Genomic DNA, 20,387 nt, shown 5'->3' on the forward strand with positions numbered 1-20,387 from the left:
TGGCTCGAGCCCAAGGTGTTTTCGTGCAGGGAAGGATAGGCAGCAGGTGAGTCCTGATTGGCGCGCGAAAGGTGATGATGTCGGCCTATGCGACCGTTTCCGACTTGAGTGGGTAGCTTTGGCGGTACAGCTCTTTGATGATCCGGAGTGACTTCATGGCCTCCTCCGGATTAATCCAGAAGGAATCTGCCTTGGTGAGGCGATCGTAGAAGTCGGCAATGAGCAATTCGTGGGACACACCCCAGTAGGCGCGTTGCCCGGACGAGCCGCGTCTTTCGGGTATGACCTCAACCCGGCCATCCGCGTAAGTTATGGTCAGATCTCCGCGCAGGCTGAGAGTGGCTCCCTCAGTAACAATGTCCAAGGTGATGGGTGCATTCACTGCGTTGGCGAGAGTTGCATAGAAAGCGCTCCGCGCCCCGTTTTCATGTACCGCGACAAATTCGGCCGTGTCCTCGACTTCGATCGAGTCGCCCAGGAATCTTGTGGATGAATGGCCGGAAAGGCTGACGACGTCGCCAACCAGCCATTGCAGGAGGTCGACTGTATGGATGGCCTGATTCATCATGAGGCCTCCCCCGGCGCTTTCCCACTTACCGCGCCATGGCCGGTTGCGATAGTAGTTGGCATCGCGTTGCCAAAAGACCGTTGCCGATGCGCCCTTTATAGTGCCAACTTCTCCGGAGTCCAGAGTTGCCCGCATGGCCTGAACCGCTGCGTTGTACCTGTTCTGAAAACAAACAGCAATCTTGGCAGTGCTGACACGGGCAGCTTCGACAAGTCGCTGCCCTTCTTCAAGCGTGTGCGCCAGGGGCTTTTCCAAGACCACGTTGATACCTCGTTCTAAGCAATCGATGGCGATGGTTGAATGCGACGAATGAGGAGTGGTGATGTGAACGATGTCCGGTTTTACGGAGTCGAGGAGACTGATATGGTCTGCGTGCCCGGGGACGTCGTGGGCGGAGGTCGCCACAGCGAGTCGTTTGTCATCCGGATCGCAGAAACCGACAAGTTCCACGTGGTCCATTTTCGTGATGGCGGCCGTGTGAACTGCTGAGATGTCGCCGCACCCGATGACCGCGGCGGTCAGTCTGCTCATACGAGTTCCACCCCATTCTTAGCAGCCAGAGCAGCGAAGCTGCGGGCCGCGAGCCCGAAGGCTGCAGGGCCTGAAAACCCACCCAGTTCGTGTGCGGACGCCAAGTGCGGTTCCAGGGATGCAAAACCGGCGTAGCCGTCCTCTTTTAAAGCGCTAATCGTGGCGTCCAATTCACCGTCACCCCTGCCTGCAGGTACTACCTCGCCTGTGACAAGCACTGCATCCTTTACTTGGAAATATTCGAGATAGGGTCGGAGCAGGGAATAACCATCGGTGTAGGGCTTCACTCCAACCTGGACGAAGTTTGCGTTGTCCCATGCGACGCGCAGCGCCGGGGAGTCAACCGCCTTCATGATGTCCAGGACACGCTGGGGCGTATCACCGTAGATGCCTTTCTCGTTTTCGTGCAAGAGGACTACCCCCGCGCTTTCGGCCTCAGCTGCAAGCGCGGTCATACGGATGATGACCTGCTCACGGACGTCATCATGAGAGAGGTGCTCGCCACGGTAGAACGAGAAAACCCGTACATACTTCGTGTTGAGCCCGCGCGCTACTGACACGAGCTGCCGAAGTCTCTGAACCTCGTGCTCGACAGGAAGACTTACATCAACCTTGCCAATGGGGCTGGCGATCGCCGATACCTGTAGGCGTTTAGCGTCCAAGAGCTGCCTAAGTCGAGCCACGTGCTCGCCTGTGAACTCCGACACATTGATCCCCCACGCACTACGAACCTCGATATGGCGTGCCCCTAGGGCCAGTAGGACAGCAGCTTGCAACTCCGGGTCGGGGTCGATCTCATCGCCGAAGCCTGACAGGTGCCAGGCCGTTTTTTCTTCAGTCATCTGATCTCCTAAGTGCGCAGGCAACAATGGCTGCAGTAAGGGGGTGATGGGGTTCACATTTGGGATTGAATCGAGTCTAGTTACTTACGCGCGTAAGTACAACCGCTTGCCGGATTGTTGTCGAATTTATTTTGGAGCGGCCGGAGGCCGGAGGAAGGATTCATAACCTCTTGGGCAGCCCTCGCGCTGGCGCCAAGGACAGCAGCTCTGCCCCTGGGCACCAGCGATTGCGCGTCTATGATCCAAAGGCAAGTGAGAGCCAACGCCGGACGTGTTCCTCGCCTTCCATGCGTGGTCACATCATCGAAGACATCGCCGTCGGCCGTCCGCACCGGCGTTGGTCGTTTGGGGTGCAGGGCCCAGGCTGCAGGAATATCAGCGGAATACCTTTCCCTGAACGAACTAAGCAGTGATCCCTACGAATTGAAACCTAAAAAGGAAACTAGACATTCCAGTGAGGACCTGACTTCCGGTACAGCGGGAAGACGGTTCAGATGGCCGTGGAGCATCCCTCGGGCCAGATAAGTTTGGACCTTGACCCCCTCCTCGGTCGCCTGCTTAGCGTAAGACTCGCCTGAGGGGCGCAAGTCATCGTACTCGGACAGGATCACTAAGGAAGGAGGGAAACTGCGCAGACTGCTGTCTTCAAGGGACACGTAGGGTGCATCCTTGGTGCCGTTGAGATATGCGCCGTACATATCATCGACGGCGGTCTGGGTGAAACGGAATAGGGCAGGTACTTCGGTCATCAACGTTTCGAGCTCCGGCCCGACCTCCAAATGTTGATGCAGGAACGGGTAGGCAAGGACAAGGCCCGCCGGCAGAGGTTCACCCCTGTCACGAAATTCCAGCGTTGCCGCAACCGCGAGGTTTCCACCCGCGGACGCGCCGCCGAGAAAGACCCGGTCCCCGTGAACCCCCAGGTTCGTGTTGTTATTCCTTGTCCAGCGCACTGCGGACATGACCTGCCGGTGAAGGGTGGGATATGAGGCGGTCCCGTCAGCCAGGTGATAGTTGACGGAGACTACAGCGACGTCTGCGCGGGAGCAGAGTTCACGGCTCATGAGATCACTTTCCGGCATGTCCAGGTCTCCGCCGATAAATCCACCTCCGTGAACCCATACCAGCGCTGTCCGTGGTGAGGCGGGCAAAGTCGGTGGTGTGTAGACACGGACGCGGAAGGTGCCCGTGGGTCCATTCACTAAGTGCTCTTTACTCTGTGTTTCCGGAGTATCGTACGGTAGGTCCTCCTCCATGAACCGTTCAACCTGGTGCAGCAGTTCAGGGTTTCCAACCATTTCAGAGTAGGAACTGATACCGTCCACGAGGTGGAAGCGACGTTTCAGGGTCTTATCGACGGGCATTTATGATCCTCTTTCTCTGACTAGTGCGGCGCGACAGCGAACGGACCAGTGAATGAGGGTCAGCAGGGGCTACGGGAAATTGTCAGAGGACGTGATGAGCGTGTTCGGGGACGGCGGGGGGGCAGACCTAGCTGCCCTCCGGCGGGCACGCCAGCGGGACATTTCCCATGACACAGCTGTCAGGAGGGCTAGAAGCATTCCGAGCGCTGCGAAGTGTGGCAACAGTTTTGTCCCCAGGGGTTCGGTCTCCGCAGATGCGATGACGAGCCCGCCCAAGAAGGCTCCTCCTCCGATTCCTACGTTGAAGGCAGTGGTTTGCAGGGCAGCTGCCATGTTGCGCGCAGCCGGCGACGCAGACTGCATCATGCGGGTCTGCAGGATTGTTGGAAGTGCACCGAATGCTGTTCCCATCGCGACGATAAGGGCCAGGACGCCGCCGAATGACCCGGCCGCGGCGACTGATGGAAGTACGAATAGCAGCATTACCAACGTTGACAGTGCGCCAAGAAAAATCTGGAGTGGGAATCGTGTGTAGAACGCCCCAACAAGCCCGATGCCGACGGCGCTTGATATCCCCATGGCGAAGAGGATGAGGGGCACGGCCTCCATTGAGAAGTCCGCAACGTCGACCAGCCACACGACCATGTACGTTCCGTAGCTGTTCTGCGCAGCGACTATCAGGAGGATGAGAAAGCAGACCGTCAGTATGGGGGCCAGGGTGCTGCCATGGCGGTCAGCGGAGGTCCGGGCCTGCGCCCCAGTGCCTCCTGCTGGCACTTTGACGGGCGGCAGGAGCCGTGCTAGGAGGACGGTGACTATCACTGCCAGGCATGCGAGGGCTCCGAAGGCCCAACGCCATCCCATTGCTTGCCCGAGTGCGTTACCCAGCGGTATGCCTGCGACTCCGGCAAGGGAGCCGCCGGCCGCAGTGACCGCCATCGCGCGTGCCAGCTTGCTGGATCGCACCAAGTGGGCAGGATATGCGGCAACTACCGACCAGAACAAGCCGTGGGCGAGTCCTCCCAGGACCCGGGCGCCGAGCAGGAACTCGAACGACGGGGCGGATGCGGTAAATACGTTAGCCAGGCCGATGAGGCCGAAAGCGATCAAGACTATTGTCTTGCGATCGACGCCGCGGGTGAGGACGGCAAGCGGAGTTGCAGTCAGGATCACCGTCAACGCGAAGAGGGTGATGAGGTGCCCGACCTCGGCGGAGGACCGGTCGAACGTGGCAGAGATTAGTGGGATCAGTCCCCCTGGCAGGAACTCCGTTGCCATGGAAGTGAAGATTGCCGTCGATAAGACCAGGAGTCCCGCCAGAGGAAACTTGTCGGAAGGGACCGTTGCCATGGGTGGACTCAGGGAGGTGGTGGCGTCCGGTGAGGCTGGTTGCTGGGACCGGAAACGGATGATCAACCTTTTGCGCATGGTCGACGGACTCCGTTGTTTGGGCCAGGGGGCGGCATTGAGCTCATGCTTTCCTGTTCTGCTTCTGTTCGCCCGTCCCAAAGACGGTCTCGAGGTGTGCCGTTTCTAGAAAACTCTCGTGCCCCCGGACAGTTGCTGGCGGAGAGGGTAAGCCCTACATGGCGGTCTCACTGCACCCCCGCCTCCGTCGAAACTGGCCGTGGCGGGGGCACCGGCTTTCCCCCCGTTAGTCCTGGGGAGGGTGGCTGCCGGTCGGGAAGTTTATCCCGTCATCACTTGCTCAGGGCTGGGCCCGGTGTTAGTGGTTGTCACCACGATTTCGAGGTGTACATCGTCGATTTCCGGCGTGGATACAGTCAGGTGGATGGTGCCGGGGCTTGTCGGTCGGATGATAGCCAGGGCCCTGCCGTCAAAGGTTGTGCACCGGCTGGTGTTGAAACTTTCCGTGCTGACGGGACGTGCGCTTCCAAGTCCTTGCAGGATTCCGGGGCCGGTGACCTCTACGGAAATTTCCCGGTCGGCGCTGGTGGCGAGATTACCCGTGGGATCGCGGAGTTCCAGCGCGACGAAGGCCAGATCCGTCTCATTGGCGGTTAGCTGGTCCCGGTCGATTGTCACTGCCAACTTGGGTTCGGTTGCAGTTGCCAATGCAGTGCGGCTTCGTTCCGCTCCGTTGTCATACGCAATGGCGGTGAGGGTCCCCGGCTGATAAGGAACAGTGAATAGGGCGCGGTAGTGGTTTGCTGGCCCGGTTTGTGCTCGTCCGACTGATACCCCGTCGAGGAGGAGCTCGACCTCGTCGGCGTCGCTGTAGACTTCCACTTCCATTGGCGTTCCTGGCGGCACGGCCCAGGTCCAGCTCGAGATGGTGTCAGTCCATGCCCACTGCATCTCCAGACGGCGCTTGCTGCGGTGTTCGGGACGGAAGACGGCGAGGTACGGTTCTTTGCGGAGCCCGTACACGATTTCGCGGTAGTACGAGGCGGGGCGACGGTATCCTGTGATGTCAATATCGCCGCACCAGGCGAGCAGCCATGGGTAGTCGGGGTCGCCGCCGCCGGCTGACCCCTCCTTGTCTGTGTAGTCCGTCCTTCCCAGACCGACCTCGCCGAGGTAGTCCCAGCCAGTCCAGGTGAAATCTCCAATGACATAGGGGAGCTCTTCAACGAGGCCCCAGATGATGTCGGTCTGGCGAGGGTTGGTTTCTGTGCCCAGCATGATCCGGTTGGGGAACAGGGCGCCGTCGGTTTTGTAGCGCTGCTCGGCGTAATTGAGTCCTGCTATGTCGACGGCAGCGTGTGATTCGGCCGTCCGTTGTGTGACGAGGTCCGAGGTCGTGATGCGATCGAAGATGTCGGTCATCGCGTTCATCACGTCGTTGACGCCCCGGGCTTCCAGGGATGACACTTCCGCGACGAATTCTTCGAGAATCTCTCCGCTGACGGCCCAGAAGCTGCTGACAGCATTTGTTGTGTAGCGGGTGTCATCCAGGGAGCGGATTTTATCGGTGATCCGGCGCCCCCAGAGGGCACCGTTGCCGGACCCGGCTTCGGGGACTTCGTTCGCGATGGAGTACATGATGACGCTGGGGTGGTTGAAGGCCTTTGTTACCATCGCTTCAATGTCCCGCTCCCACCATTCGGGGAAATCGAGCGAGTAGTCAAAGGCTTTCATGCCCTCGAACCACATGTCGAAAGCTTCGTCCACGACCAGCATCCCGAGTCGGTCGCAGGCCTCAAGCATGGTGGAACTGGCTGTGTTGTGTGAGCTGCGGATCGCGTTGAAGCCTGCGGACTTCAGGATTTCTATCCGCCGCTCTTCAGCCCGTCCGATAGCAGCTGCGCCGAGTAGTCCGTTGTCGTGGTGAATGCAGGCACCGCGGAGCTTTACCGTTTTCCCGTTGATGCGCAGGCCGTGATGCGGATCGAGCTGAAGCTTGCGGATGCCGAACGCGACGGTAGTTTCATCCTGCTCCTCGTTGATGCCGCTCAAAGTTAATCGCGCCCGGTACAGGTGAGGGTGGTCAGTATTCCATAGCTGCGGTTTCGCGACGTAGAGACGCTGCCGGACCGTTGTTGATGCCTGCGGGGCGATGGAGACGATGTTCTCCTCGTGGTTCACGATCTGCCCGTGCTCGTCGCAGACTTCCGTCCGTAGCGTCACTTCACGGGTGCGGCGGTCATCGCTGCGAATAGAGGTGGAGATGCTGATTAGGGCCCCGTCGTCGTCGATATCCGGTGTCGTGATGCGTACTCCGTCGACGGGGACATGCACCAAGGGGCTGACGATGAGAGTGACGTCCCGGTGAATGCCGAGGCCGGAGTACCACCTCGAGTCCTGGTGGGCGCGGGCTTCAACCCGGATGGTGTTCGGTTCCCCATGGCGCAGATGAGCGTCGAGGGAAAGAATGAAGGGTGTGTACCCGTTGCGGTGTTGACCGGCAAATGAACCATTAACGAAGACCATGGCGTCCCGGTACACGGCTTGGAATTCAATCGAGACGCATTTGTTTCGCCACTCTTCGGGTACATCGAAGGTTTTGGTGTATTCGACGACGCCACCGGGGAAGTAGGCCGTTGATGCTCCCTCGCTGTCCGTTGCTGATCGTGGAAACTCGATCATCGCATCGTGGGGAAGCGTGACCGGTTTGCCGGAGTTTCGGCTGCCGACAACGTCCGTGAAGCTGCTGACCTTCGGCTTCACTGACCAGTCGGTGTTGAAGGGGATCTTCACCAGGAATTCCTTGTCTTTTATGGGTTTGTCGTGGTTGGTGAGGAACGGGTAGGTGCGTTCTGGGAACGCCGGAATTCGGAACGCCCGGAGTCTAGTCCGGATGCCCCTGGTAGGACACGGAGTGGATGACTGCCGGATGTGAGTTTGCGGCGATGGCGAGCACCCTGCCAGTGAATCCCGAAGCTACTTCCGTGGACAGGTACCGTCCATCAAGACGGGCAAGTTCACGGGCTATGCCGCCGTCGATGAGCGAGAGGATCACTTCGTCGGGGCCGGCATCGCCGACGGGTACGGGAGCGGAGGACGGTGGGACCACGTCGATACGGAAGGTGACGGTGTTCGTCGTGGCGGGTATCTCGGCGAGGTCCTGCTGCACTCCCCCGATCCTGGCCTGTGCCCTTATCCGTCCTGCCTCCAGGGAGAGTCCGTACCAGTGCCGGTCATCGAGGCGGAGGAGGAATCGCCCCGTTCCGGTAATGACGGCTTCGGCAGTCCATTGCAGGTCCCGCACCCTGGCACACAACAGCCCTCCGCCACCGGATGCAGAGGGAAGGATCGTTATCCCCCCGCCTTCCGCCAGCTGAGTGGTGGTGGCCGGTTCACCTCCAGGGACGGTCCACCGCATATCCAGTTCCGAGGATGTGAAATCGTCAAAGAAGTCGGTGGACGTGACCGGAACGTCGAAGCGGTCCTCGACGAAAACGGGCCACCCATCATCCCATTCGATTCCGGCGAGGAATGTTTCACGCCCCAGGACGTGGAACCCTGGAGTGGATCCGCGGGGACGGACACCGAGATATACAGCGGCCCATTCCCCTTGTGGGGTGAGGACCAGGTCAGCGTGCCCCACGTTCTGCACGGGGTGGACCGTGCTGCGGCGGCTGAAGACCGGGTTGGACGGGCACGATTCGAAGGGACCCTGGGGCGAGGTGCTTCTTGCCATGGTGATGCAGTGGCCGCGTTCTGTGCCGCCCTCAGCCAGGCTGAGATACCAGTAGTCACCTATCTGGTAGAGGTGCGGACCTTCCGCTGCGGGGAGCCCGCTGCCTTGCCACAACGGGTAATCGGGGGCGGCGAAACGCCCCGTGGCCAGGTCCAGCGGTGCTTGCCGGATGCTTTGTTCACCCGTGGTGAAGTCCAGGGCATGCCAGGTGAGGTAGCACTGGCCCGTATCGTCCCAGCAAAGGTCAGGGTCAATTCCGATTGCTTCCGGAACGTGGATCGGGTCGCTCCACTCACCGGCAGGGTCGGAGGTATGAACAATGAGCTGTCCCGCGTCGTAGTCACTGACATTCGTCGTGATGAACCAGAACCGGTCCTCCCGGTGCCGCAGAGTTGACCCGTAGATGCCGGCAGAAGGCTTTCCGTCACCCCGGCGGAACTGATTGCGCCGCGTCAGGATGTTGCCGATTTGCGTCCACTCCACGAGGTCCTTGCTGTGAAAGATCGGCGCGCCCGGGAAGTACTCGAAACTCGAGTGCGCCAGATAATAATCGCCGCCCACACGGCAGATCGTGGGATCCGGGTAGAACCCGGAAACAATGGGATGCACCGATCCGCTTCGAGACAACGCACTGGAGGATCGCTGTGCTGGGTTGGTGGCTGGCTGTGTCATGGTCTTTGGGCGTGCGTGAGCGCGGTGTCGGGGGCGTGGGACAGTAACGTGCGGTCAGGGCGGAAGGCATAAGTCAGTCGCCGGGTACGGTAATCATCGTTGCGCAGGCTCATGATCCTTAGTTTCTTCCTGTTGTGGGGTCGCCGGAGTCCGGAGACTGTGTGGCGTTCCAATCGAGGAGATCTTTGAGCCCTTTGCGGAACAGTTCGATGCCGTTTTGACGCTCATCAGGAGTGAGGGCTTGGCCGGTGAAGATGGCAGGTGCATCGAGGTAGGGAGTGAGTTGTTGTGCCAGTTGCACATCATCAGTGGCGATCCCGGTCTCGACGGCAAGATCACCCAGGAGCTTCCACACTGTCGAATCATCAAGAACATCGCGGATCGTCTCGAGGCGCGACGGCTCCTTGGGCCACGTTCCAAGGTCAGGTGTTGACCATCGGTGATCGCCATGGCCGACGGTGATCGCATCGGACGTGAAGGGCAGGTACACCCGGGCAGATGCTCCTACAGGTACCCGTAGGTCAACGTCGATTTGGCCGTCACGCCGCTCCCACCGGATGTTTGCCGGACCATATGGCGTCACATGGCTGGCGGACGCCCAGTCAAGATTTGCCGGGGGCAGCGGGCGCACCTCGATGTCCCGGTAGCCCGGAGACAGTGGAGCCAGGCCTGCGACTGAACGGTGCAGGAAGTCAGCGATGGCACCCAAAGCGTAGTGGTTGAAGGAGGTCATCTCGCCGGGATTGATGGTTCCGTCGGGCCGCATGCTGTCCCATCGTTCCCAGATGGTTGTAGCTCCCATGGTCACCGGGTAAAGCCATGACGGGCATTCAGTTTGCAGCAGGAGGCGATGGGCGACGTCGTGATGGCCGGCTGAGGCGAGTGCGTCGCAAATGAGCGGGGTGCCGACGAAGCCGGTACTGATGCGGAAACCTGAGCCTCGGACAAGGTCGGCCAGCCGTTCACCGGCCGTCTTCCGTTGACGCTCTGTCGGTAGGAGACCCCATTCCAGAGCCAGTGCGTACGCGGTGGCCGAGTCCGAGATCACCAGACCGGCAGCTGTGACGAAACGGGACGCGAAGGCGGCACGGACGCTGTCCGCCAGAAGGGTGTATTTTTCGGCATCGTCATCTCGGTCGAGGAGCCGTGCAGTTGTTGCGATGATTTTCGCCGAGCGGGCGAAGTGGGCTGTCGCGACCAGGTCAGGGTCTGTTTGTCCGCGTCCTGGTGCTTCAGGTGGTGCTGTGGGATCAAGCCAGTCGCCGTATTGGAACCCACCCGCCCATACGAAATCTGGTCCGGCAGCGTCGGCAACCTTGTTCACCCAGGCTTTCATGCTGGCATACTGTCGCTCAAGGACCTCGATATCGCCGGTGCGCTGGTAGAGCGTCCACGGTACGAAAGTGGCGGCGTCGCCCCATGCCGCGGCCGGCAGCCAGGACAACGCGGTTTCCACCACCGGCACTACGTGCGGGACAGCCCCGTCAGCCCGTTGCTCGCAGGCCAGGTCGGCAAGCCATGATGACAGCAACCCTGCGGTGTCAAAGAGGAAGGACGCTGTCGGAGCGAAAATTTGGATATCTCCAGTCCACCCCAGCCGCTCGTCCCGCTGCGGGCAGTCGATGGGAACGTCAATGAAGTTCCCGCGCATGCTCCAAACGACATTCTGGTGCAGCCGGTCCACGAGTTCATGGGAGGTGCTGAATGTTCCCGTCGGGGCAAGATCGGATCCAATAACGACGAGTTGGACATCCTCAGCCTGCAGGTCTTGTACTCCCTGTATTTCCGCGTAGCGGAAGCCGTGGAACGTGAACTCGGGCTCGAGCAGTTGCTCCGCTCCGCCGGCGACCCGGTAGGTGTCCGTGGCGGCGGCCGTGCGGAGCGGCCGAAGCGCCAGTCCTTCGCCCTCCAGCACCTCAGCGTGGCGGATCACTACGTCCGCACCTGCTTCCAGATTCCGTACCTTTAGCCGGACCCAGCCAACGGCGTTTTGGCCGAAGTCGACCATCGCATGTCCGCTGGGCGCTGACCAAACGCGCACTGCCGGCAGTACTTCTGTCTGGCGGACAGGTGGTCCGTCCGGGGCCACGAGGCGGGCGAGGTCTTCTTCGAGGACTTCAACCGGGTAACTGGTTGAAGTTGTGCCGATACGACGCAGATCGGTGTGTTGCCCGTCGTAAAGGTCGTCCGCGAGGATTTCGCTCTCGCGTGCTGTCCATGAGCCGTCGGTGCCGAGGACCAGTGTTGTGCCGTCAGCTGTCGTCACCTCGAGCTGGGCCAGGAGCGCGAGCCGGTCGCCGTAGATCGCGCGTTCGCCTTCGTAGCCGAGCCGTCCGCGGTACCATCCATTGCCGAGTTTGACGTCAAGGGTGTTCGTGCCGGACGTGATGTGGCCGGAGACGTCGTAGACCTGGTACCGGAGGCGGTGGCTGTAGGATGTCCACCCCGGTGTGAGGAGCTCGTCGCCCACGCGCTTTCCGTTAAGCGTCGCTGTGTAGAGCCCGTGCGCCGTGATGTACAGGCGCGCGGAGATGACCGGCTCGGGCACGTCGAGTGAGCCGGTAAGGATGGGCGCGGGCGTGCCCTTCCCGCCAATGGTTGTCGGGCTGATGAAACGTCCCTGCCAGTCGGACGGCTGAAACAGCCCGGCTTCCACGGTCCGGGTTTCGCTCCAGTCGCTCCAGTAATCACCGTTGGCCACTCTGACGCGGACCGTTGCCGATTCCCTGGATAGCAGGGGGTGGCCCGGCCACTGAACAAGGGTCTGGTCTGCTCCGGGAAGGGTGTAGGTGGAGGCGAGTCCCCCGTGGTCCGTTATTTCCACCTGGGCTGCAGTTTGCTCATAGCCTGGCGCGGCGTGTGGGACGTACCAGGAAATTCGTGGGGTTGCCGTCCCGATGCCCAGCACGGTTCCTGCATCAGTGCGGTGTTCGAAGCGAGGCGCGGTTGGCGTTTTAGCCCATGTCATAGGTACTCCAGAGGTGTTGACCCGGGCAGGTAGGTGTCACCGGGGGTGGGGCGCAGCGACGGCGCCCTTGGTTGTTACTGGCCAGGAACAGTCAGACGGTGGATGCCGCGGGTGTCCCGAGCTCAAGGGTGGGGTGTTCAGCCAGGTACTTCACGCGCGCTTGCCTGCGTTCACGTTGCTTGATGGGGTCCGCGACGGGAGCTGCCATCTGCAGCCGCCGGGTGTAGTCGTGCCGCGGTTCCATGGTGACCTGTTCGGCCTCGCCGAGTTCGACGATGCGGCCTTGGTAGAGGACAGCGATCCGGTCGCTGACGTGGCGGACGACGCCGAGGTCGTGACTGATGAACAGGTACGCCACACCCGTTTCCTGCTGGATATCTTCCAGGAGCGTCAACACTCGTGCCTGGGTTGTTACGTCCAGGGCGCTGGTGGGCTCATCGCAGACAATGACGGATGGTTCCAACGCCAGAGCTCTTGCGATGGCGATCCTCTGTCGTTGGCCACCCGAGAATTCTCTGGGGTATCGTTGGCCGGCGTCAGCGGGCAGGCCGACGCTGTCCAGGAGTCCTTTGACCTTGTCCTTTCCGCCGGAGACGCCGGCAGCGGCCATCGGTTCAACAATGATGTCCTCAACCGTCATGGACGGATTGAGTGAGGAGTAGGGGTCTTGAAAGATCACCTGAACGTTGCGGGCGAGCTTGCGTCGGCGGCTTCGTGAGACGTTGCTGATGGTCTCGCCGCGGAACGTGATTTCCCCACTGCTGACCGGAGCCAGACCGAGGATGGCCCGTCCAATGGTCGTCTTGCCCGAACCTGACTCACCGACGAGGCTGAGGGTCTCCCCGGCGTGCAGGTCGAAGGAAACACCGTCAATGACGGTGGTTTGCAGTCCGCGGCGGCCCGAGAAGCGCACGACGAGGTTTTGCACCTGCAGGAGTGCTTCCGACATGGTTAGGCCTCCATCAATTCGACGCGACGTGATGACGCGAGCAGTTCTTGGGTGTAGGGCTCCCGCGGTGAAGCGAACAAGCCCTCGGCGTCGTTGCGTTCCACGATCTGCCCGGATTTCATGACGCTGACGGTGTCGCAGAGGTCGGCGACGACTCCGAGATTGTGGGTGACCAGAATCATGGCCAGTCCGCGCTCGGAGCTGAGCTCGCGCAGAAGCTCCAGCACGTCGGCCTGGACCGTGACATCGAGTGCTGTTGTGGGTTCGTCTGCGACGATGATGTCGGGATCGGAGGCGATGGCACCGCAGATAAGGACCCGCTGGGCCATCCCGCCGGATATCTCGTGGGGGTAGAGGCGCATTACGCGTTCGGGGTCCTTGATTCCCACCCTCTTGAGCAGGGACAGCAACTTCTCCTGCGCTTCCTTTGCTGGCATTGGGCGGGCTGCCCGCAGCCCGTACGTCAGTTGGGCCCCGATCGTGAATGATGGGTCCAGGTTGGACATCGGTTCCTGTGGCACGTAGGCGATACGGCGTCCGCGGACTCCGCGCATTTGCTTTTTGTCAGCGAGGAGGTTCTCGCCGTCCAGGAGGATGCTGCCGCCAAGAATGAGTGCTTCACGGGGCAGGATGCCGAGGGTGGCGAAGGCCATCTGTGATTTTCCTGAGCCCGACTCTCCCACGAGGCCGTGGATCTCGCCCCGGCGGACATCGAGGTCAACTCCGTGCACCACTTCAACGACGGTGTTGCCGTCGTTACTGGGGTAACCGACGCGCAGCCCTCTGATCGACAGCACTACATCGTCTGAACTGCCGATATCCATTGATTCGACGGGTGGGCCTGCCTGGGTATCTGCCGCAGCGGCGGCGATCAGCGCGCGGCGTTTCTTGGGTGAGGGGGCTTTGCTGCGTGAGGTTTCCTGCAGGACATCGCGCAGAGCGTTTCCCAGCAGGATGAGCGCGAGGATCGTCAGGGTGAGGATGGCTGCTGGAAAGAGGACAGCTGCAGGTGAACTGTAAATGTTGTCAAAGGTCTGTTGCAGGATGCGGCCCCAGGACGGTTGGGCAGGGTCGCCGAGACCCAGGAAGTCCACGCCGCCTTGAATACCGATGCCGGCAGCAAGCACGAAGGAGCTCTGAATGACCACAGGTGCCCGCACGGCCCACAGGACGTGCCGGCCAACAATTCGGGCATCCGAGAGCCCGACAACCTTGGCCGCGTCGACGTAAAGCTCCGAGCGGACAGCGACGACGACCGAACGCACGAGGCGGAAGTAGCTGGGCGCGATCAAAGCACCGGTTACTGCCATCGCGAGGTTGATGTTGGGACCTGTCAGGGCGTAGAGGGCTATCAGCAATACGATGCCCGGCAGGGACATGAGGACATCGGACACGAAGTTGAGAACGGCTTCGATCCGCCCCCGGTAGAAGCCGCCGACCAGGCCGGTGGGCAGACCAAGGAGGAGTGAAACAGCCAGCACGATGAGAGCCGCGACCAGTGTGCCCTGGGTACCCCACATCAGCCGGGAGAAAATATCTCTACCGGCCTGGTCGGCACCTAGGAGGTGGCCGGGGGTCCCTGGGTTACTGTTGGCCGCCAGGAGGTCCGTTTCAGTGGGACCCCACGGTGCCAGCCACGGAGCGCTCAGGCCGAAAAGAACCACCAGGAGCAAGAATCCTAGGCTGAACGCTCCGATGGGATTTGACAGGAGTCGCCGCCAGGCTGACCGACGGCCCGACGCGCTACGTGGATCGACAGGGATAGGGGCAGCCGCGCTGAGCTCCTTTTCGACGACGTCGCTCATCGGATCCTAGCTTTCGGGTTGAGGGCAGCGCCGACCAGGTCGGCGATGAAATTTACGATGAGAATTAGGACAATGGTGACAAGAATCGCCCCCATCACCATCGGCACGTCCCCCTGTTGTGCGGAGTTCGTAGCGAGCTGGCCAAGCCCTGGCAGGGCGAAGATCTGCTCAACGAAGATCGCTCCTCCGAAGAGGCCGATCACACCAAGGCTGAGCGCGATCAGCCCGGGGCCGCTGGCGCTGCGCAGAACATGCCGGAACACGATCTGGTGTTCCGGTATGCCGCGGGCACGCAGAGTACGAACAAAATCCTGGTGCAACGTGTCGTTTACCGCGCTGCGGAACTGGGATGCTGCGTTTGCGACAGAACCAATCAGCAGAGCTATGACCGGAAGGGTGATCGAACCGATCCACGGACCGATTCCCTTTGCGGGACTGACGTAGCCGGTAGCAGGAAATATTCTCCATACGACGGCGAAAGCGAAGACAAGGACGATGCCCACGACGTAAGGCTGAAGTGCCGCGCCGCCGACGGAGACCAACTGCACGGTCCGGTCCAGCCATCCGCCGTAGAGGGCGGAGGCCACTCCGAGAAGGACGCTGAGCAGGATCATCAGCACCAGGGTGAAGGACACCAGGGACAACGTCACCGGTACCCGCGTGGAGAGTGCATTGGTGACGGGTTCGCTCGTGAAGAATGAATTACCGAGATCACCTGTCACCGCTCCCTGCAGCCATGACCAGTACTGAACGAGGAGGGGCTGGTCGAGGCCCAGTCTGATGACTTCCTGCCGAACCTGCTCCTCGCTTGCATTGATTCCGAGGACGCCGCGGGCAATGCCGGGTCCGTTTCCGTACATCAGGGCGAACGTTGCGAACGTGACGGCAAGCAGGACCCCGACCGATCGCAGGAGATTCTTGAGTAAAGACAGTGTCATTTCCGGGCCTCGACCTTCCGGCTACTTCTGGAAGTCGCGCAGCAGGGGGTGCAGCTGCGAGAAGTCCGAAACCTGCGCGATGCGGACATCGCCGGTGTGTGCGTAGTAGCCGTCCGGGTAGGCCATGGGGACAAACCACGCCTGGTCGATGACGTACTGGTTGATGTCCTTCTGCGCCTGCTTGGACTCTTCCTCAGATCCGGTCAGCACTTTCTCCCACATGCCGGCAATTGTTGTGTCTTCCTGGTGGGACACGTTCCAGATGCCGGTAGGAAGGATGTAGTCGACGATGTCCTGCTTGGAATCACCGTAGTTTCCCAGCTGCCAGAGCGGCACGGGGTAGGTGCCACTAAGGATGTTGGAGATGGCGTCCGGGCCGGTCTGCGGTACTTCCTTGACCTTGATGTTGATCTTTCCCAGGGCTTCAGCGATGTACGCAATCAGGGTTTCGTGGTTCTGCCCCTTCATTGTCGGGATTTGGAGTTCAAATCCGTCTGCGTAGCCAGCATCCTGCATGAGCTGCTTCGCCTTTTCGACATCAAACGGGTAGGGGTCCTTGAGTCCGTCGAGGTACGCATCCGTTCCTTCGCGGAAGATCTGGTAGGCGGGGTCAGCTTTCCCGCGGTAGAGCTGCTTCGCGATGGCATCCCGGTCGAAGACCATGTTCATTGCCTGGCGGACTTTGACGTCGCCGAGGGCGGGGATCGTTTCGCCCTTGTGGTCAGTGATGAGCAACCGGGTGGTCGTACCGCGCATCTTCTGGGCCTGGAGGTTTGATGCCGTCACCTCGTCCACGGTGGCAGAGGAGGCCAGTACACCGTCAATTTGGCCCGTCTTGAGAGCATTGATGCCTGCAGTTTCGCTCTCGAGGACCTTGAACACCACGTTCTCGTACGGGTACGTGCCTGCATCCCAGTAGTCAGCGCGCTTGGTCACGGCGTAGGTCGAACCACGCGTCGTCTCCCCGGCATTCAATACATAGGGCCCGGAACCAATGGGTTCCTTGTCAAGAGTTCCGGCCTTGACCGCCTCGGAAGGGACCACCTGCAACTCACAGAGGCGTGAAATCATCACTGCCTGCGCCGTCGGCCAAGTCAACGTGATGTTCTGGGGGTCCGCAATCTCGTACTTGATGCCCTCGAACCGGGCATTCGTCTTAGCAAAGTTTTCCCCGGATGCCTGAATGTCAGCGGCATCGACGGCGCTGCCATCAGAGAATGTGATGCCCTCACGGATGTGCAGGGTCGCTGATTTCCGGTCCTCGCTGAATTCCCACTTATCTGCCACCTGGCCGGAAGGGGTGTTCGTCGCATCGCAGTTCAGCACCGTGTCGAAAATAGCATCTGCCATCCAGCCCTGGTAAGACGGCTGAAGTGCAGGGTTATAACCTTCAATATCGGCTGTCTGGCCTAGGGTGAGAGTTGTCTTCTCGGCACTGGCCTCCCCACCTGGGGTTGACCCGGTGCAGGCAGTGAGGGCAAGGGCGAGAACCGTAACGGGGGCTGCAAGAGCCAGGGATGTACGTCGTATGCGTCGCAAGGGTTACTCCTTCGTAAGATGACGCCGACTCAGAAAGCATGAGCTTCAGAGCGAAGAACGCCATTGATTCGGTATGACTTAGCTCACTACCGTGTGCAACGTTCTACACCGAGAATAGATATGTGACGCCGAGTACGTCAAGCCTCAGTGCCCGGATTTAGGGATTTGCGAACGAAATTTGCCTTGTTTCGGACGACTACTCGTGCAACGTTCTTCAAACCGCTATGGTTTCTTATGTGACGACAAGGAAGCCGAGACCGACAGGCATGACAGCTGCAACCTCTCCTGCGCCCCCGTTGGGAAATCAGCCGCGGCGTGCCACGATGCGCGACGTTGCGCAGGAGGCGGGGGTTTCTGTCTCTGCCGTTTCCAAGATCCTCCGTGGAGCCTATGGCAGCAGCCCGGAAATGCGGACCAAGGTGCTCGGCGCGATCGAGAAGTTGGGCTACCGCCCGAACGCAGGCGCGCGGGCCATGAGGGGACGCTCCTACACGATCGGTGTCATGCTCGTTGAGCTGTCCTCACCCTTCCAGCCCGAAGTTGTCCAAGGCATCAGCGAGGAGTTTGAAGGCACTCCGTATCAGGAAATCTTTATCGCCGCCGGCCTGTCGCCGGAACGGCAGAAACGGTCCATCGAGGCCTTGTTGGACCGCCAGGTCGACGGTGTCATCCTCATTGCTCCATGGATGGAAGCAAGCTGGATTGAAGAGTTGGGATCCAGAATCCCTACGGTCACTGTCGCTTTGCATGGCGTTGCCACAAACTTCGATACGGTCGTGGACGACGACTATGAGGGCTCACGCCTGGTCGTCGAACACCTCGTCAGCCTCGGGCACAGCCGCATACTTCACACCAGCATGCCCCCCAGTGCCGCGACTGCGCCGTTCGCGCTCTCACACACCGCCCGCCGGGACGGCTACGTTCGCGCCATGCACCAGCACGGCCTCGAACCCGACATCATCTCAACGCACTACTCAGAAGAAGGCGGTTATCGAGCCGCAATGGAAGCCTTCGCCAGGCAAGAGCGCCCTACAGCGATATTCGCCGGAGCGGACATCGCAGCGCTCGGCGTTCTCCGGGCTGCCGAACACCACAACCTCCGCGTGCCAGAGGATTTATCAGTCGTCGGTTATGACAACATTTACATCTCCACCGTCAACCGGATCGCGCTCACCACTGTGGACCAGTCCGGCCGCATGACCGGGTCTAAAGCTGCCCGCCTGCTACTTGATCGCCTTGACGGTCGAACCAGCGCCGCTCAGTACGTGATCGCACCGCGCCTCGTTGCCCGGTCAACCAGCGGCCTGGCGCCGGTGGAAGCCAGTGAACAAAAAGCAGCGCAGAGCCTCCAGGCTTAGCCTTAGCATCGGCCCACTCATTCCGTTGTCCCTTACAACCCGAACTCTTAGGGAGAAGTTCAGCCATGAGCAGCGGAGACAATTCTTGTGACACGTCGGCTGACATCCTGGGCGCGGGTAGGGGCGGAGCCAGACCGGTGACGACAATGCGGGACGTCGCCGCTGTCGCAGGTGTCTCAGTCGCCACAGTTTCAAATGTCCTCAACAATCCCCACCTGGTGACAGCCAGAACCAGAACCCGGGTCGAGAAGGCCGTCCACGAGCTGAACTTTCAGCCAGATCCGCTCGCACGGGAGCTACGCGGCCGAAGCCGCCTTGGTGCCGACGCGAAGAACCCAGGAAGGCACCTCGACGGCGACCCTTCAACCCGCGAGCCGGAAGACGCAGCGGACCGCGGTGCCGTACCTGAACGTGGCCAAGAAACTCCCCGTGGAGCACTCGAAGTCAGATCCGGCGAACACGTCACCGTGCAAGTGGGATCCGAAATTCTTTCCGGCACGGTGGATGCCGTCATGCCGGATAACTCATATTTCTGGATCTGGGCAGACAGCGGAATGGGCCGGCGCTTGATAGAGGCTGCGGCCGTGTCCACCGACAACGGTCCGACAGGAGGTCCAGCTATCGGCTCAGGTGCAAGTGCGGAATCTGCACGATAGGTGCACTCGACGCTCTATTGGATGCCCTGTTCGGGCGTGGCGGCTTCCCGCTCAGGTAAGACGAGCAGTCGTGCCGCGGACCACCAAATGTGGCTCGAGCACGTCATGGCGAGCCCCTGTCCTGCCCTCAATGCGCTCAACAATCAGGTGGCCGACCCGCTTGCCCATCTCCATACCGGCCTGATCGACCGTTGTAAGCCGGATGGGACCCAGAGACGAGGTGCGCGAGTTATCGTATCCCACCAGGGAGTATGCCTCCGGCACTGACCGGCCACCCTCCCACAACTCGCTCATCATGCCCAGCGCGACGATGTCTGCTCCGGCGTGCACCGCCGTCGGCGGGGCGTTCAGGGCCGCGATCTGCCTGGCGGCTTCCTTTCCGCCGTCAAGATTCCAACGGGAGTCGATGACGGTTGCCTCACGATCGAGCCCATGTCGGCTCATCGCACGCTCGAAACCCTGAAGACGGTGGCACTCCGGCCGGCTGGCGTCACCGCGACCGTCCGCGTGCATGACGAACGCGATGCGCCGATGCCCCAGCTCGACAAAGTGGTCGACGACGAGTTGTGCGCCCAGTTTGTCGTCGGCAGCGACAGTGTCGAAAGCGTGGCTCCGGCTGTGGTGGCCCACGACCACGAGCGGGATGTTCATGGCTATATTCTCAAGGTCCGTGGCGGTCATCAGCGGGGCCACCATGACGAGACCGTCCATCTGATGGTCAATCATCGCCTCAACGACGGCCTTCTGTGGCAACGCTTCGAAACCGCCTGGCGACACGAACAGCTCATAGGACAGGGGGCGGATGACGCTGGAAATGCCGTCAGTGATGAGACTGAGAAACGGGTTCTCGATGTCGGAGACGACAACGCCGATGGTGAACGTCCGGCCCCGCATGCCCCGCGCCGGCCCGTAGGGGCGGTAGCCGAGCTCCTTCATGGCCTCTTGGACGCGGGCACGCATGGACTCGCTCGCACCGTAGGCGTTGCGCAGAACTTTTGAGGCGGAGGCCGTGGACACTCCAGCGTGCTTGGCCACGTCCACGATGGTGATGCGGCGACGACGCTGGCCGCTGGTCTCGCTCATCGGATCCCCT

Annotated in this window: 14 protein-coding genes; 2 read left to right on the forward strand and 12 right to left on the reverse strand. The window is 60.9% G+C overall.

The window, feature by feature from the left end; all coding sequences use genetic code 11:
• Window positions 1-85: 85 nt before the first annotated feature.
• The 11 genes from AC5RUQ_RS17600 to AC5RUQ_RS17650 form a co-directional block, all read right to left on the reverse strand.
• Window positions 86-1,099, reverse strand: coding sequence for a Gfo/Idh/MocA family protein (locus AC5RUQ_RS17600; RefSeq protein ID WP_493948613.1), 1,014 nt, complete (start codon window positions 1,097-1,099; stop codon window positions 86-88).
• On the reverse strand, window positions 1,096-1,941 hold the full coding sequence (locus AC5RUQ_RS17605) for a sugar phosphate isomerase/epimerase family protein (protein WP_493948614.1): 846 nt from the start codon (window positions 1,939-1,941) through the stop codon (window positions 1,096-1,098). Before AC5RUQ_RS17605 ends, AC5RUQ_RS17600 begins: the two co-directional genes overlap by 4 nt.
• Before the next feature lie 416 nt (window positions 1,942-2,357).
• Entirely contained in the window at window positions 2,358-3,305 is a 948-nt protein-coding gene (locus tag AC5RUQ_RS17610; protein WP_493948615.1) for an alpha/beta hydrolase, read from the reverse strand.
• Window positions 3,306-3,374: 69 nt separating this feature from the next.
• Window positions 3,375-4,733 carry an MFS transporter gene (locus tag AC5RUQ_RS17615; RefSeq protein WP_493948616.1) on the reverse strand — a complete coding sequence of 453 codons (1,359 nt, stop codon included), beginning with the start codon at window positions 4,731-4,733 and terminating at the stop codon, window positions 3,375-3,377.
• Between the two features lie 261 nt (window positions 4,734-4,994).
• Window positions 4,995-7,466: a glycoside hydrolase family 2 TIM barrel-domain containing protein gene (locus AC5RUQ_RS17620; protein WP_493948617.1), complete on the reverse strand. Its 2,472-nt coding sequence runs from the start codon at window positions 7,464-7,466 to the stop codon at window positions 4,995-4,997.
• Window positions 7,467-7,557: 91 nt separating this feature from the next.
• A complete protein-coding gene (locus tag AC5RUQ_RS17625; RefSeq protein WP_493948619.1) occupies window positions 7,558-9,018 on the reverse strand; it encodes a glycoside hydrolase family 43 protein in 1,461 nt (486 codons plus the stop codon).
• A 181-nt stretch (window positions 9,019-9,199) separates the two neighbouring features.
• The gene (locus AC5RUQ_RS17630; RefSeq protein ID WP_493948620.1) at window positions 9,200-12,049 is read right to left on the reverse strand and encodes a family 78 glycoside hydrolase catalytic domain; all 2,850 of its coding nucleotides are present in this window, start codon (window positions 12,047-12,049) and stop codon (window positions 9,200-9,202) included.
• Between the two features lie 91 nt (window positions 12,050-12,140).
• On the reverse strand, window positions 12,141-12,998 hold the full coding sequence (locus AC5RUQ_RS17635) for an ATP-binding cassette domain-containing protein (RefSeq protein ID WP_493948621.1): 858 nt from the start codon (window positions 12,996-12,998) through the stop codon (window positions 12,141-12,143).
• Between the two features lie 2 nt (window positions 12,999-13,000).
• On the reverse strand, window positions 13,001-14,803 hold the full coding sequence (locus tag AC5RUQ_RS17640; protein ID WP_493948622.1) for a dipeptide/oligopeptide/nickel ABC transporter permease/ATP-binding protein: 1,803 nt from the start codon (window positions 14,801-14,803) through the stop codon (window positions 13,001-13,003).
• Window positions 14,800-15,741, reverse strand: a complete 942-nt coding sequence (locus AC5RUQ_RS17645) for an ABC transporter permease (RefSeq protein ID WP_493948623.1) — start codon at window positions 15,739-15,741, stop codon at window positions 14,800-14,802. The genes AC5RUQ_RS17640 and AC5RUQ_RS17645 overlap by 4 nt, the downstream gene beginning before the upstream one ends.
• Before the next feature lie 21 nt (window positions 15,742-15,762).
• Entirely contained in the window at window positions 15,763-17,091 is a 1,329-nt protein-coding gene (locus AC5RUQ_RS17650; protein WP_493948624.1) for an ABC transporter substrate-binding protein, read from the reverse strand.
• Window positions 17,092-17,603: 512 nt separating this feature from the next.
• On the opposite strand from AC5RUQ_RS17650, the gene AC5RUQ_RS17655 reads away from it, so the two are divergent.
• Complete coding sequence (locus AC5RUQ_RS17655; RefSeq protein ID WP_493948625.1) at window positions 17,604-18,638, forward strand: LacI family DNA-binding transcriptional regulator; 1,035 nt, start codon at window positions 17,604-17,606, stop codon at window positions 18,636-18,638.
• A 146-nt stretch (window positions 18,639-18,784) separates the two neighbouring features.
• Complete coding sequence (locus AC5RUQ_RS17660) at window positions 18,785-19,294, forward strand: helix-turn-helix domain-containing protein (protein WP_493948685.1); 510 nt, start codon at window positions 18,785-18,787, stop codon at window positions 19,292-19,294.
• A gap of 51 nt (window positions 19,295-19,345) precedes the next feature.
• Here AC5RUQ_RS17660 and AC5RUQ_RS17665 read toward each other — a convergent pair whose 3' ends face one another.
• Window positions 19,346-20,377 (reverse strand): LacI family DNA-binding transcriptional regulator, encoded by a 1,032-nt coding sequence (locus AC5RUQ_RS17665; RefSeq protein WP_493948626.1) that lies wholly within the window; start codon window positions 20,375-20,377, stop codon window positions 19,346-19,348.
• Window positions 20,378-20,387 lie beyond the last annotated feature (10 nt).

It is taken from the genome of Arthrobacter sp. MDT2-3, from assembly GCF_059090465.1.

Excerpts from the sequence above, each read along its gene's own strand:
- AC5RUQ_RS17630 (WP_493948620.1), bottom strand. The coding sequence starts at position 12,049 with ATGACATGGGCTAAAACGCCAACCGCGCCTCGCTTCGAACACCGCACT.
- AC5RUQ_RS17610 (WP_493948615.1), bottom strand. The coding sequence starts at position 3,305 with ATGCCCGTCGATAAGACCCTGAAACGTCGCTTCCACCTCGTGGACGGT.
- AC5RUQ_RS17635 (WP_493948621.1), bottom strand. The coding sequence starts at position 12,998 with ATGTCGGAAGCACTCCTGCAGGTGCAAAACCTCGTCGTGCGCTTCTCG.
- AC5RUQ_RS17605 (WP_493948614.1), bottom strand. The coding sequence starts at position 1,941 with ATGACTGAAGAAAAAACGGCCTGGCACCTGTCAGGCTTCGGCGATGAG.
- AC5RUQ_RS17640 (WP_493948622.1), bottom strand. The coding sequence starts at position 14,803 with ATGAGCGACGTCGTCGAAAAGGAGCTCAGCGCGGCTGCCCCTATCCCT.
- AC5RUQ_RS17615 (WP_493948616.1), bottom strand. The coding sequence starts at position 4,733 with ATGCGCAAAAGGTTGATCATCCGTTTCCGGTCCCAGCAACCAGCCTCA.
- AC5RUQ_RS17665 (WP_493948626.1), bottom strand. The coding sequence starts at position 20,377 with ATGAGCGAGACCAGCGGCCAGCGTCGTCGCCGCATCACCATCGTGGAC.
- AC5RUQ_RS17650 (WP_493948624.1), bottom strand. The coding sequence starts at position 17,091 with ATGGCAGATGCTATTTTCGACACGGTGCTGAACTGCGATGCGACGAAC.
- AC5RUQ_RS17645 (WP_493948623.1), bottom strand. The coding sequence starts at position 15,741 with ATGACACTGTCTTTACTCAAGAATCTCCTGCGATCGGTCGGGGTCCTG.
- AC5RUQ_RS17600 (WP_493948613.1), bottom strand. The coding sequence starts at position 1,099 with ATGAGCAGACTGACCGCCGCGGTCATCGGGTGCGGCGACATCTCAGCA.
- AC5RUQ_RS17660 (WP_493948685.1), top strand. The coding sequence starts at position 18,785 with ATGCGGGACGTCGCCGCTGTCGCAGGTGTCTCAGTCGCCACAGTTTCA.
- AC5RUQ_RS17655 (WP_493948625.1), top strand. The coding sequence starts at position 17,604 with ATGCGCGACGTTGCGCAGGAGGCGGGGGTTTCTGTCTCTGCCGTTTCC.